Source organism: Vannielia litorea, assembly GCF_019801175.1.
Lineage (GTDB): Bacteria > Pseudomonadota > Alphaproteobacteria > Rhodobacterales > Rhodobacteraceae > Vannielia > Vannielia litorea_B.
The window spans coordinates 2,417,847-2,433,651 of sequence record NZ_JAHVJR010000001.1 but is presented as its reverse complement, the minus strand read 5'-3'; the positions used below and the strand labels follow the sequence as shown (position 1 = coordinate 2,433,651).

Below are 15,805 nucleotides of genomic sequence, written 5' to 3'. Positions count from 1 at the left end.
CTCGCCGAGTGTTCCGGACCGCTGACCTCAGTCTGCACTGGGCACTCGCGCGGGGTGCCGCCTTCCCAACTTCCGGCGTCACAGACCGTGGAGACGCCCGGCTGATCGAAGTCGAAGAGTAGCAGATTACCCAGCGGAAACCTCTGTGTGCGTTGCAAAATGCTCGGAATGAGCGGAAGTCCGCAACTCCGCTGTGGTTACTTTATCACACTACTTGAGCGCGATAATTGTGATGGTGACGGCCCTGTTTTCGGGGGGCGGAGACAGGTAGTGTCTGGTCTGCTGGATAGGGTGTGCAATCTGGGAGGGTATCTTGCCGGTCTCGTTCGGTTGGTTGAAGTCTGCCTGCGTGGCAGCTGGTGTGGTTCTGGGGTCGGTTTCGGGCGCGCTTGCCACGACTTTCACGATGACAGTGCCGGGTGCCGGCATTCCGTTGCCGTCAGTTTACCCCGAGGCGGGCGGTGTCGCCATTGTCATGGTTGGCGTGAACGGCAACATCTATTACCAGTTCTCCGACCCGGACGGGGCCTTTGTGGGGTTCCAGAACAACGGCCAGCCAGCGGCCTTCAGGGGCAATCCGTTCACCATCAACAACCCGATTCCGCTCGATTGCGGCATTCGCTCCTGCACCAATTACTTCGGTGGGTCGATTGCGCAGGTCTACATCCGCTTTTCGGCCTATGACGGCGACACCCAGCCCGGCGGCTTTGACCAGAATGACATCAGTCTCATCCTGAACGGCACCAACGTGGGCAGCTGGTCGGGGCTGACGACCGAGATCACCAACAATGCGGGCACCACGAGCTTTGGCTTTGCCACCGGCTTCGGCAACAACACCTTCAACACCGGCTGGTTCAGCTCGACCAACCAGACCCTGCTGAACAACATCCTCACCAGCGGCCAGACCAGCACGCAGGTGTTCGACCGTGACCCCAACGACAACTATTGGGACTTCACCCGCGGCAACAGCCTTGGCGACGAGGGGCTACGGACCATCGCGCCGGGCTACGAGTTCGAGAAGACGGCGGACAAGACCGAGTTCACCGCCGTGGGCGAGGTGATCACCTATACCTACGAAGTGACCAATATCGGGTCGGTGAACATCAACAACCTCACGGTGACCGACGACAAGATCCCGAATGTCACCTGTGACACCACCACGATCAACCAGACCACCGGCGGCGGGCAAGAAGAGGTGGCCACATGCACTGGCACCTATGTGGTCACGCAGCAGGACTATGATGCGCAGGAGGTGGTGAACATCGCGCGGGCGCAGGGTGACCCTGAATACGGCTCGCTCGGTGCGGTGACCGATACGTGGACGGCCACCGGCCCTGCAACGCTCGCTCCCTCGCTCGATATCGAGAAGTCGGCCAGCGTTGGCAGCTTTTCAACGGTGGGGGAGGTCATCACCTACACCTATGTGGTGACCAACGATGGCGATGCCACGGTCAGCAACATCGCGGTGACCGATGACCGGATCCCCGGCACGATCTGCACCATCGCCAGCCTCGTGCCGCAGGCACCGAACAATACGCAGAGCTGCACCGCGCAATACACGGTGACACAGGCCGATATCGACGCCTTCATCAACAGCGGCACCCAGCTGACCAACGAGGCCGAGGCCGAGGGGCGAGACCCGAATGGTGCCATCGTCACCAGCCCGGTCGATATCGTTTCGCTCAACGGCCCTGCGGCGACGCCGACGCTGACCATCGCCAAATCGGCGCTGCAGGCGAATTTCGATGCGGTCGATGACCTGATCCAGTTCGAGATTGCGATCACCAACACCGGCAACGTCACGTGGCCCGCTGCGCCGACGATCGCCGACGAACTGGTGAGCGATGCGGTGACCTGCCCGGCCGGCCCGGTGGCGCCGGGGGCGTCGATCACCTGCACGGCAGATTACCGGATCCAGCAGGAAGACCTCGATGCCGAGGAGGTGGAGAACATCGCCGAGGCCAGCATCACCGTGGGCGGCGTGACCGAGACGGGGCAAGCCGATGTGACCGTGCCTGCCGTGGTGACCACCGGCCTAGAGATTCTGAAGCGCCAGCCTGCGGGCGACGCGACCACCTTCGACGCGGTCGATGAGGGGCTGAACTACGAATACGTGCTGAGCAACACCGGCAATGTTACCCTGCTGACACCCACCATCACCGACGACAAGGTGAGCGTGAGCTGTGCCGACGCAAGCATCCCGCCCGGCGGGTCGATCACCTGTACCTCGGATGCGCCATACCTTGTGACGCAGGAAGATATCGACGCGGGCGAGGTGACCAACACTGCCTCCGCCGAGGCCGCGACCGCGCAGGGCGCGCCGGTGGAGAGCGACGAGACGAGCCTGACCATCAACGCCGATCAACAGCCTGAGATCACCCTCGCCAAGACCGCCGAGGCGGTGGACCCGGCGGATTACGCTCCGGGCCTGTCGGTGACCTATACCTACGAGATCACCAACTCCGGCAACGTGACCTTCACCGACCCGATCGAGGTGACGGATGACAAGTTCCCCGGCCCGATCGACTGCGGCAGCGCCCCGCTTGCGCCCGGCGCGTCGCGGACCTGTCAGGCGATCTATACCGTCACGCCGGCCGACTTTACCGCCGGCTCGGTGACCAACACCGCCACGGCGAGCGATGGCACGACGACCTCCAACTCCGACACGGCGACCGTGCCGCAGGATGGCACGCCCGGCATCACGCTGGTGAAAACGCCGCAGCCTGGCGCCACCTTCGACGAGACGACCGACAGCATCACCTACGACTTCGAGGTGACGAACACAGGCGAAACGCTCTTCGTGCTCGCGCTGCAGAACTTCTCGATCGACGATCCGAAGATCCCGTCGATCACCTGCCCGGCCGTGCCTGTGCAGCTTGCGCCCGGTGAGTCGATCACCTGTACCGGCACCTACAGCCCGATCACACAGGCCGAGGTGGATGCGGGCGAGGTGGTGAACACAGCGACCGCCAGCATCGACACGCCAGCAGGCCGCCTGACCTCGCCCAGCTCCACCGCCACGGTTGAGGCCGATATCACCCCCGAGATGAGCCTCACCAAGACCGGCCCTGCCAGCTTTGGTGCGGTCGGCAGCACGGTGACTTACACCTTCGAGATCACCAACGAGACGGCGCAGACGATCTCTTCGGCGAGCGTGACCGACCCGAAGATTCCGGGCCTTGTGTGCAGCTTTACCGATATTCCGCCCAATGGCGTGGTCTCCTGCCAGGGCGACTACGTGGTGACGCAGGCCGATCTCGACAGCGGCCAGATCGACAACACCGCCAGCGCCACCGGCCTTGCCCCCACGGGCGAGAGCTTGAGCGCCACGGCGAGCGAGACGGTCATCGCCGACCCGGCGGCGCAGGTGCGCGCCCTTTCGCTGGACAAGACAGCCAACCTCGACCCCTTCGCGGCTGTGGGCGATGTGGTGACCTACAGCTTTGCCGTGACCAACACGGGCACCGTGACCCTAAGCGACATCGTCGTGGACGACACGCTGCTGGGCTACAGCTGCACCATCGCCACCCTTGCCGTGACCGCGACCGACGATACCACCTGCTCGACCACCTACACGATCACGCAGGCCGACATCGACCGGGGCTCGGTGGAGAACACCGCCACTGCGACCATTCCGGGCGAAGCGCCGGTGCCCAGCACCTCCACCATCACTGGCCCCGCACGCAACGCGGCCTTCACCATCGAGAAATCCGCCAGCGATGACACCGAGGTGGCCGAGGGCACGGTGGTGACCTACAGCCACGTGGTCACCAACACCGGCAATGTCACGCTCGAAGATGTGACGCTGACTGACACGCACACCAGCGCCTCGGGCACCACTGGGCTGGCCTTTGTGCCCTCCAACGTCGTCGCCCTGCTGGAGCCGGGCGACAGTGTGACGTTGACCACGAGTTACACCGTCACGCAGGACGATATCGACGCCGGCAATGACCTGACCAACACCGTCAACGGCTCGGCGACCGCACCGGCTGGTGTGACCGACCCCGTTGCCAGTGATGACGAGGTGGTGGACCTCGAAGATGCCGCCCCGGCCTTCAGCGTGGTGAAGACCGAGGATGACGGCAACGGAAGCTACGGCAACCTGCCTGCGACTGAGGTTTTCACCTTCGAAGTGTTCAATGATGGCAACGTGACCCTTTCGGGCCTGACCATCGAAGACAGCCTCGTTCCCGGCGAGCCGGGCTGCGTGTTGCCCGACATCGCGCCGGGCACCAGTGTGAGTCAGTGCCTGAACGGCGACCCGCTGGCGGTGACCTACACGATCACCCAGGGCGACATTGACCGTGGCTCGCTGATCAACACCGTGACGGTGACCGATGGCACGCTGACGGCGACTGACAGCGTGACCCTCTCCGGCCCCTCGCAGGCCCCCGCGATCTCGATGGTGAAGACGCCGACCTCGGGTGCGAACTTTACCGATGTGGGCGACCTGATCACCTATGACTACGTGATCACCAACGAGGGCAACGTGACCCTCACCGGCCCGTTCAGCGTGGCCGATGACAAGACGACCGTAAGCTGCCCGGTCACCCCTGCTTCGGGTGTGACCGTGAGCGCGCCCGGCAACACGCTGACCTGTACTGCCTCCTATGCGGTGACACAGGCGGATCTGGATGCGGGGCAGGTGACCAACCTTGCCACCGCCAATGTGACCCAGTCGGTCACGCCCGGTGGCAGCGTTTCGGTGACGTCGGCGCAGGAAAGCGCGACCGTGCTTGCCGATCAGGGCCCCGAGCTTTCGATCGACAAGCGGATCACGCCGAGTACGCCCAGCACCTTCCGCGACGTGGGCGACGAGGTGAGCTACGACTTCATCGTCACCAACAGCGGCAACGTCACCATCCCCGGCCCGATCACCGTGGATGACGACCAGATCGGAACGGGCCTCGCATGTGCCGCCGGGCCGCTTGCGCCCGGTGCCAGCGTGACCTGCACCCACACTTGGACGGCGGATCAGCCTGCCATCGACGCGGGCCAGATCACCAACACCGCCAGCCCGGTGGCCACCTTCGGCGGCGTGCCGGTGCCTGCGGGCAGTGACAGCGTGACTGCGCTGGCCGTGCAGCAGCCCGAACTGCTGATGGAGAAGACCTTCGTTTCGATCACGAACAACACCTTCACCGTCAACGAGGTGATTACCTACGAGTACCGGGTCGAGAACACCGGGAACACGACCATCACCACCGAGCCGGTGGTGTCGGACAACGTGATCACCAATCCCGCCGACATCAGCCTCACGACTCCGGCGACCTTCCCGGCGGGCGGCCTGCTGCCGGGCGAAGTGCTGGTTTATACCGGCACCTACACGGTGACGGTCAATGATGTGGAGCTTGGCTCGGTTACCAACACCGCCACCGCCAGCAGCGATGGCACCACCTCCAACCCCTCTTCGGTGACGACCCCGGAGGATGTGGACCCGGCGCTGACCATCGAAAAGACCGCGCTTCAGACGACCTTCTCGGCGCTGAACGACCCGATCGAGTACACCTACACTGTCACCAACTCTTCGGAGGGCAACGGCCTCATTCGCCCGGCCATTCCCGAGCCGATCACGGTGGAGGATGACAAGTTTGCCGCCACCATCAGCTGCGCGGCCACCGATCTTGGCGTGCTGGACCCGGACGAGACCACCACCTGCACGGCAACCTACTTCATCACTCAGGAAGACCTGGACGCGGGCGAAGTGACCAACTCCGCCGTGGCAGAGGCCACCTATGGCCCGCCGGGCAACCAGACACAGGTGCTTTCACCTGCCGACAGCGTGACCGTCACCGGCGAGCAGCTGCCCGCCCTGACCACCGCAAAGGCCGTGATCGCAGGCCCGAACCCGGCGGCTGCGGGAGATGAGCTGACCTATCAGATCACCACCGAGAACACCGGCAACCAGACGCTTTCGGGCGTCGAGATCACCGATGCCCGGATTCCGGCGCTGACCTGCACGGTCAATGCTGCGCCTGCCGCGGCGCCGGTGACGCTGGAGGTGGGGCAATCGCTTGTCTGCGAGGGCACCTACACGGTGACGCAGGAGGATATCGACGCGCAGGAGCTGGAAAACACCGCTGATGTCGCCGCCACCAACCCGGAAGGCACCCCGGTGACGGACAGCGCCACCACCACGCACCCGCTGGAGGCCTTTGACCCCGAGGTGACGGTGATCAAGGACCTGCGCGACACCGAACCGGATGCTGCCTTCTCTGCCGTGGGGCAGGAGGTTGTTTACCTCATCACGGTGCAGAACACCGGCAACATCACCCTCGACACCATCGACGTGACCGACAGCCTCGTGCCCGGCACCTGCACTGTTGGCCCGCTGGCGCCCGGTGAGGAGGATGCGACCTGCGAGTTCACCTACACGGTGGTGCAGGCCGACATCGACCGCGGTTTCATCGACAACACCGCCAGCGCCGAGGCCCAGCCCGCCACGCCGGACAGCGACCCGGTGACCGGGGAAGACACGCTCACCGGCGACGGCCCCGAGCAGGAGCCGGAGTTTGCACTGAACAAGGTGGCCGATCTCGCCAGCTTCAGCGCCGTGGGTGAGGTGATTACTTATACCTACACGGTTGCGAACACCGGCAACGTGACGCTGACCGATGCGCCGACCGTCACCGATGACCGGATCGCGACGGTCACCTGTGAGCCTATGCCTGTGGATGGCCTGCTGCCGGGCGAGTTCATCGAGTGCACCGGGACCGATACAGTCACGCAGGATGACCTCGACGCAGGTGATATCACCAACGTGGCTTCGGTCTCCTCGCCACAGGCGCCGTTTGACCCGGCCAACCCCGGCAATGCGGGCGCGACCGAGACGGTGCCTGCGGTGCAGACCCCTGCGGTGACCATCGAGAAGGTGGCCGATGACGCGACCGAGGTGGTCGTGGGGCAAGTGGTGACCTACAACTACACGGTCACCAACACCGGCAACGTCCGCCTGACGGACGTGACCCTGACCGATGCCCACACCAGCGCCAGCGGCACCGCCGCGCTCACCATCGAAAGCGGTGGCGTGATCGCCACGCTGGAGCCGGGTGTGCCGGTGACCCTGACATCGACCTACGAGGTGACGCAGGCCGATATCGACGCGGGCAATGACCTGACCAACACCGTCAGCCTCACCGCCGACAGCCCCGATGGTAGCACGCCCACCGCCAGTGATGACGAGGTGGTCACCGTTGCGCCGGACGTACCGGAGCTGGAGGTGATCAAGCAGGTGCAGGGCACGCCCGGCACCACGCTTGGCAGTACCGTCACCTTCGAGATCACGGTGGAGAATACCGGCAACGTGACCCTGACAGGCCTGACACTGGACGACAGGCTGCGGCGGCAGGATGCGACCGACATCACCCCTGCGCCCACGCCGGTGCTTGCAGCGGGTGACGGCGCAGAGCTGTCTCCCGGCGAGATCTGGACCTACGAGGTCAGCCATGTGCTGACCCAGGAGGATATCGACGCGGGCGGGCTGGTGAACTCGGCCACCGCCACCGGCACCGCGCCGGATGGCGACCCGGTGAGCGACGTGTCCGACAACGGCGCCGGCAACGGCAGCAGCCCCACGCCCTTTGCCATCCCCGAAACGCCAGCGGTGGAAACGCTGAAAGAGGTGACGATCCCGGCGGAAGAGGTCGGCGAGGTGGTGACCTTTACCATCACCGTGGAGAACACCGGGAACGTGACCCTCACCGATGTTGCGGTGACGGATGATGGCCTTACTCGGCTCGACAGCACCCCGCTGACGCTGGCCTCCGGTCCGACCTTTGCAGGTGCCACGCTGGGCTCCGGCCCGGGCACACTTCAGGTGGGCGAGGTGGCGAGCTACACCGCGACCTACGTGCTGACGCAGGACGACATTGACGCGGGCGGCGTGCAGAATGTGGCCACCGGCTCGGCGACCTCGCCGGGCGGGGCAGGGGTGGACGACCCGACAGACACGCCTGCAGTGAACGAGATCGCTCCGGCCCCCGCCATCGACATGAGCAAGGCGCTCGCCGCGGGCGGGCCGACCTTTGATGCCGTGGGCGACGTGTTGGACTACGAGTTCACCGTCGAGAACACCGGCAACATCACCCTGACCGACCAGATCGTGATCGACGACCCGCTCATTACCGATGCGGGTGGCACGATCTCCTGCCCGGTGCCGCCCTATGCACCGGGCGCCGTGGTTGTCTGCACCGGCAGCTATACCGTCACGCAGGACGACATCGACGCGGGCGAGGTGCTCAACAGCGCCACCGCCAGCGCGGGCGATGCCGATCCGGTGACCGATGACGAAACGGTTCCGGCCCAGCAATTGCCTGCCGTGACGGTCGACAAGGTGGCCGAGGAGCTGCCTTCGGAGGAGTTCGTTACCGGGCGCGAGGTGAGTTACACCTACACGGTTGAGAACACCGGCAATGTGACGCTGACCGAGCCGGTCGCCATCTCTGACAACCTGATCCCCGATGTGACCTGTCCGGCGCTGCCCGCAGGCGGGCTTGCCCCCGGCGCGACGCTGGAATGCAACGGCACCTACACGATCACCTCGGAAGATGTGGAACTGGCCAGCACCACCAACCTTGCCACCGCGAGCAGCGGCGGCACGGACTCGCCGCAGGTGTCGGAGACCATTCCGCTCGACGGCACACCGGCGCTGACCATCGTGAAAGACCTCGGCTCCGTCACCGATGCGGGCGGCGCCCCGCGTGCGGGCGACCAGTTTGCCGAGGTGGGCGACCTGATCACCTACAACTTCACCGTGACCAACACCGGCACCGTGGCCTTTGCCAGACCGGTGGATGTGTATGACGACCACTTCCCCGATCCGATTGCCTGTTTCATCCCCGACCCGGCCACCAACCCCGACCTGATCGCGGGTGAAGTGGCCGAGTGTTCGGCGGTTTACGAGGTGACGCAGGAGGATCTCGACGCGGGTGAAGTGTTGAACTCGGCCTATGCGCAAACCGAATACGGCTCGATCCCGACCATCGTGACCAGCCCGCCCGAAACGGAGCTGACCGAGGCGGCGACCGATCCGCAGATCGAGATCCTGAAGGAGGTCGACAGCGCCAGCTACACCCAGCCGGGTGACGTGCTGACCTATACCTTCACGGTCACCAACACCGGCAACCAGACCCTCAGCAGCATCGAAGTGACCGACCCGCTGCTGGCCGATCTGGACTGCAGCTTTGCAAGCCTCGCACCCGGCGCGGCAGAGAGCTGCACCGGCACGCTGACCATCACCCAAGAAGAGATGGACGCGGGGCAGGTGGAAAACGTGGCCTCGGTTGAGGCGATCACACCGCAGGGCGGCGGGGTGGAGGACACCAGCGATCCGGTTGTTTCCACTGCGCCCGCAGTGCCGAGCGAGCTGGTGCTGGTGAAGTCCGCCACGCCCGACCCCTTCGGCGGCGTCGGCAGCTCCATCACCTACGGCTTCGCGCTCACCAACAACGGCCCCTTCACGTTGGAAGACGTTACGGTGACAGACCCGCTGGTGCCGGGCTTCAGCTGCACCGTGGCCAGCATCGCGGTGGGCGAGACCAACAGCTCGAGCTGCACCATGCCCTACACCGTCACGCAGGATGACGTGGATGCAGGCGAGATCACCAACAGCGCCTCGGCCACGGGCACCACGACTACGGGACAGACCTCGGAAGCCGAGGACGAGATCACCACGCCAGGCCCCAATGCGGCCCCGGCGATTGACGTGATCAAGACGGCCATCGTGCCCGCCACCACGGTGGGCTCGGTCGTGACTTACGAACTGGCGGTGGAGAACACTGGCAACGTGACGCTCGATATATCGGGCATCAGTGACGAGATGGAGCGGATCGCGACCGGTCGACCGACCTTCCTGACCACGCCGTTCGTCTATGCCTTTGGCGATGCCGACACCGACGATCTGCTCGATGTGGGCAAGATCTGGGTCTACACGGCGACCTACGAGATCACCCAGACCGATGTGAACGCGGGCGGAGTCTCCAACACCGCCACGGTCACGGCGACCGACCCGAACGGCACGCCGGTCACCGGTGTTTCGGATGACGGGGTGGACGGCAACGGCGACGCAAACCCGACGCTGGTGGAGATCATCGCCGAGCCGGTGCTGGACGTGGTCAAATCCATCTCGCAGGCGGGGGCCGTGGCCGGCGACGAGGTGATCTTCCTTATCGAAGCCTTCAACCGGGGCAACGTGAGCATCCTCAATGCCGTGACGAGTGACGTGCTGACACGGCGTGACGGCACCGACATCAGCGCCGGGGTTTCGGCGCCGGTACGGGTGGGGCCGAATGCCACCGCCCAGACCATCGAACCCGGCCAAAGCTGGCAGTGGGAGGTGAGCTACACGCTGACGCAGGAAGATGTGGACGCAGGCGGTATCTCGAACCTCGCGACGGTTGATGCCGAGGGGCCGCAGGGCGACCCTGTGAGCGATGTCTCGCGCGACGATGATCCGGGCGATGGAAACCCGGCCTTAGACCCGACTGAGCTGGTGATCCAGGCCGCGCCGGGCATCGAGACGGTGAAGACGGTCATCGCCGGTGCGCCAACGGCGGCGGGCGACAGCGTGACCTTTGAAATTGTGGCGACCAACACCGGCAACGTGACCCTCTCGGGCGTGACGCTGGAAGACACGCTGACCAACCTCGACGGCACCGTGCTCACACCGGATAGCATCAGCCCCGCGCTGGATGCGGGTGGCGATATCGGGCCGGATGAGAGCACGAGCTGGCAGGTGGCATATACGCTCACGCAGGAGGATGTGGACGCAGGCGGTATCGAGAACACGGCCACCGCGACGGGCACCAACCCCGGCGGCCTGCCAGTATCGGATGTGTCGGACGATGGCGATGATGGCGATGGCAATGCGCTGAACGATCCGACGCAGGTGATCGTGGCGCCCGACAACACGCTGAACGTTGAAAAGACGGCCTCCACGCCTGAGCGGGTGGCGGGCAGCCTGTTCCGCGTGACCTTCACCATCACGGTCGAGAACGCGGGCAACGTGACACAGGAGAACGTGCAGGTTTCGGACGATCTTGCTGCATGGGTCGTGCCTGCCGAACTTTCGAGCGTGACGGTGCCCGCCGTGTCCGGCTTCGAGGCGGCCAGCCCCAACACCGGGTTCGACGGTTCGGGCGAAACAGCCACGCTGGCCCCCGGAGCGGTGCTGCTGCCCGGCCAGACCGGGACGGTGACCTTTACAGTCGAGTTTGACATTGCGGATGGCAGCCCGGCTCAGGATAACGTGGCAGAGGTCACGACCGATCGTCTGACGGTGCCGGTGACGGCGGCGGCGGGCATCCCGGGGCTGGAAGAGGAGCCGGACCTGCTGGCCGAAAAATCGGTGCTCTCGGCCGGGCCGTTCCGCGCGGGCTCGATCGTGCGCTACGAGGTGACCTTCACCAACAACAACACGACCGGCGAGAGCGGGCTGACGCTGGTGGACCAGCTGCCCGGCGGCATGCGCTACGTGACCGGCAGCGCCACCTTCAACGGGGCAGAGACGCCTGCGCCGGTGGTCAGTGGCCGCACCCTGCGCTGGGACGATATCGACCTCGCCCCCGGTGAAACCGTGACCCTGCGCCTTTCGGCGCTGCTGCTCGAAGGGGCAGGGGAGTTCACCAACCTCGCCTTCGCCTTGGATGACCGGGGCGTGCAGGTTTCCAACACCGCGGAGGCCACGATTGATGTGGCGCCGGAGCCGGTGTTCGATTGCGGCGACGTGATCGGCAAGGTCTTTGATGATCGCAACGGCAACGGCTATCAGGATCCGCCTCCGGGCCGGTCTGCGGCGGTGAGCAATCAGGAGTTTTACGCCAAGGGCAAGTTCCAGATCGCGCCCGAGGTTGTCGAGCAACAACAGAAGGGTGAGCCGGGCATTCCGGGCGTGCGCCTTGTCACGGTGCGCGGCGATATTATCACCACCGACGAGTTCGGCCGTTACCACGTGCCCTGTGCGCTGCTGCCGGCCAAAATCGGCTCCAACTTCACGCTCAAGCTCGATGAGCGCTCGCTGCCGACCGGCTACCGGGTGACCACCGAGAACCCGCGGGTGATGCGGCTGACGGCGGGGATCATGACCGAGCTGAACTTCGGTGCGAAGCTGGGCAAGCTGGTTGAGGTGGACCTGACGGCCAAGGCCTTCGAGCGCGGCACCAACCGGCCCTCGGCGGCGCTGGCGCAGGGCGTGGACGGGCTGGTGAAGCAGATCGGCAAGACCCCAACGGTCCTGCGGGTCACCTACTACCGGGCGGGCGAAAGCCCCGATCTGGCCCGCGCCCGCCTGAGGGCGGTGGAGGCGCTGATCCGCAAGCGCTGGCGCGGCAGCTACAAGCTCCAGATCGAAACGACGATTGCGAGGGTTCAGTGATGTTTGGAACAGTGAGCAAGTTCGGTCTTCGCAGCCTTCTCCTTGGCGCCACCGCGCTCGTGGCCCTGCCGCTGCACGCGCAGGACGGCTCGGGCTTTGCGATCTCCATCGACGGGGCGACGGTGGCGGGCGATCCGGTGATCCAGCGGACGGTTCCGCGGCCTGATGCCCAACTGGCCGAGGCCGATCTGCGCATCCAGTATGACGGGTTCACCGTCACGCCGCGGCTCGACCTCGAGATCGTGGGCGATACGCTGGGCCCGGTAGTGCAGTTGCAGACGGCGCTGAACTACCCGGCCTTCGTGCAGCGCGCCGAGATCCTCGTTTACGACGCCACAACGCGCGGCGCGCCCCGGCTTGCGAGCCGTCAGGCGGTGGCGGTGAACGGCGCGGCTAGCGTGACCGTGCCGGGCGAAGAGGCCTATGCGGTGCTGCGGGTCTATGACGCCAAGGGCCGCTTCAACGAGACCGCGCCGCTGGCCCTGCACACGGCGGACAGCCGGGCGCGGGAGGATGGCGTGGAAGAGGGCACCGACGCCACCGCGCGGCAGGGCTTTCGGGTTTATGGCGGGGCGGTGACCGTCTCGGGCAGCAGCGTGGCGCCGGGCGCGCGGGTGCTGACGCTGGCTGAGACCATCCGCCCCGATGCCTCCGGCACTTTCGTGGTGCAGCGCATCCTGCCGCCGGGCCGCTACCCGGTGCAGGTGGCGGTGCAGGGCGGCGGGCAGAACGTGGATATCGTGCGCGATATCACCGTGCCGCGATCCGAGCAGTTCTACGTGGCGACCGGCGACGTGACATGGGGCTTCAACGAGGTCTCCGGCGAAGAGCGCGAGACCTACACCATCGGGCGTTTTGCGGGCTATCTGAACAGGCGCTACGCCAGCGGTACCGAGCTGACGCTGCAACTCGACACCGGCGAGGGCGATATCGGCGATATCTTCCGCGACCTCGACGAGCGCGACCCGCGCTCGGTGCTGTTGCGGGTGGACCCGGATGACCTGTACCCGACCTATGGTGACGACAGCACGCTGGTGGATGACACGCCGACTTCCGGTAAGTTTTACCTCCGGGTCGAACGCGATAACAGCTACCTGACCTGGGGCGACTTTCAGGCCGATGTGAACGGTGGCTATCTGCGCAACGAGCGCACGCTCTACGGTTTTTACGGCCATTACGAGACCCCGGCGGCCACCAGCCACGGGGAACCGCGCGCGACCGTCGATGTGTACGCGGCCCAGCCCGAACGGATTGCCCAGCGGGACGTGCTGCGCGGAACCGGCGGCTCGGTCTACTTCTTGCGGCGGCAGGATATCGGGATCGGCACCGAGACGGTGACCATCCAGATCCGCGATGCCTCCACCGGGCGGGTGCTGGAGACTCGTCGCCTGATCGCCGGGCAGGACTACCAGATCAACTACATCCAGGGCGTTGTGACGCTGGCTGCGCCGCTTTCGTCTTACGGCAGCGGCAATGGGCTGGTCATCACTGATCCCGGCGGCTCCAACGATGTGAACCTCGTGGTGAACTACGAGTATTCGCCCACCTCCACAGATGTGGACACCTTTGCCTATGGCGGGCGCGTCGAAGGCTGGGTGAGCGACAAGGTGCGCGTTGGCGTGACGGTGATGAGTGAAGACACCGACGATGGCGACCAGCGCGCGGCAGGGGTGGACCTGCTCTGGCGGCACAGCGAGAACACCTTCGTTTCGCTCGACTACGCGATGAGCGAGGGGCCGGGCTTCAGCTCGAACCTCTCTACCGATGGCGGGCTGGTCTTTGACACTTCAGACGGCGCGGGCGGTGAAGGCGAGGCCTTCCGGCTCGACACGCGGGTGGACCTGCAGGATCTCGGCCTCAGCGCCGAGGGGTTCTTTGCGGCCTACTTCGAGCGGCGGACTGCGGGCTTTTCGACCCTCGATTACGATACTACGAGCGATGAAGAGCTGTGGGGCGTGAGCCTCGACATGAAGGCCAGCGACCGGCTCGATCTGGCGTTCTACTACGACAGCTACGAGAACGACGCGGGCGAGCATGACAAGGAGGGCGGGGTTGAGCTGGAATATGCGCTGAGCCAGCGCGTGACCCTTGGCGTGGGCCTCGAGCATCTTGACCGGCGTGACAGCAGCGACGATGGCAACCGCACCGATGCGGCGGTGCGCCTGACCTATGCCACAGGCCCGGAGACCGAGGTTTATGGCTACGTTCAGAAAACCCTTTCGCGCTCGGGCGACCTTTCCCGCAATGACCGCTACGGCGTGGGCGGCACGTTCGAGCTGGGCCGGAACTGGACGCTGGAAGGCGAGATCTCTGACGGCGACCTCGGGCGCGGTGGGCGGCTGCTCTTCCGCCACGAGAAGGGCGAGTACGAGACCACCTATTTCGGCTACGAGCTGGACCCGGATCGTGAGCTGACCGGGGTGGATCTTGATGGCACCGACAACGGGCAATTCGTCTTTGGTGGCACCCGTGAGCTGGGCGACGGGCTGACCGCCTTTGGCGAGAACACCTACGACATGTTCGGCAAACACCGGGCGCTGACCTCGAGCTACGGCGCGCAGTACAAGCACACCGATTACCTGACCTACTCGGGCACGTTCGAATACGGCCAGATCCGCGACACGGTAAACGGCGACTTTGAGCGCCATGCCCTGAGCCTTGGTGTGGCCTATCAGAACGAGCGCACCACCGCCTCGGCGCGGCTGGAGTATCGCAAGGAAGACGGCTCTATCTCCGGCTCGCTACGCGACAGCGAGACCCTGCTCTTCGTGGCCGACGCGCGGCATGAGATCGACGACACGCGGCGGCTCGTGTTCAGCCTCGACGCCTCGACCACCGAGGGCGAAGGGGTGATCGTGGAGAGCGGCGACCTCGTGGACCTGCAGCTTGGCTATGCCTTCCGCCCAGTCGACAACGAGAAGCTGAACATTCTCTTCCGCTACCGCTACCTGCTCGACACCTATGGCGAGCAGCTCGACAACGATGACGAGCCGGGTGCGCTACAGCGGACCCACGTGCTCTCTGCCGAGGCTTCCTATGACCTGAATACCGAGTGGACCCTCGGGGTGAAGGTGGGTGCGCGCTTCAGCGAGACGGCGGCCGATGCCGACAGCGAGTGGGAGCAGAACAACGCAACTCTCGCGGTCGCGAACCTGCGCTATCACTTCGTCCACAACTGGGACGCGCTGTTTGAGGTCCGGGCCATGCACTTCGAGCAGACCGGGACCACGGAGTTCGGCGGGCTCGGGGCTGTTTACCGGCAGATCGGGCCAAACGTGAAGCTCGGGGTGGGCTACAACTTTGGCTCCGTTTCCAGCGACCTGACGGACATCGAGTACGATGAGAGCGGGGCCTTCCTGAACCTCGTGGCGAGTTTTTAGGGGCAGATTGGGCAGGTCGTTTGCGGCGACCAGGACGGAAAATTCGCAGCCGCTT

General features: G+C 65.2%; 2 protein-coding genes. Both read left to right on the top strand.

The features are described from left to right. Positions 1-406 precede the first annotated feature (406 nt). The gene (locus tag KUV38_RS11860) at positions 407-12,370 is read left to right on the top strand and encodes a DUF11 domain-containing protein (protein ID WP_222470247.1); all 11,964 of its coding nucleotides are present in this window, start codon (positions 407-409) and stop codon (positions 12,368-12,370) included. Then, positions 12,370-15,750, top strand: a complete 3,381-nt coding sequence (locus KUV38_RS11855; protein WP_222470246.1) for a porin — start codon at positions 12,370-12,372, stop codon at positions 15,748-15,750. The genes KUV38_RS11860 and KUV38_RS11855 overlap by 1 nt, the downstream gene beginning before the upstream one ends. Positions 15,751-15,805 lie beyond the last annotated feature (55 nt).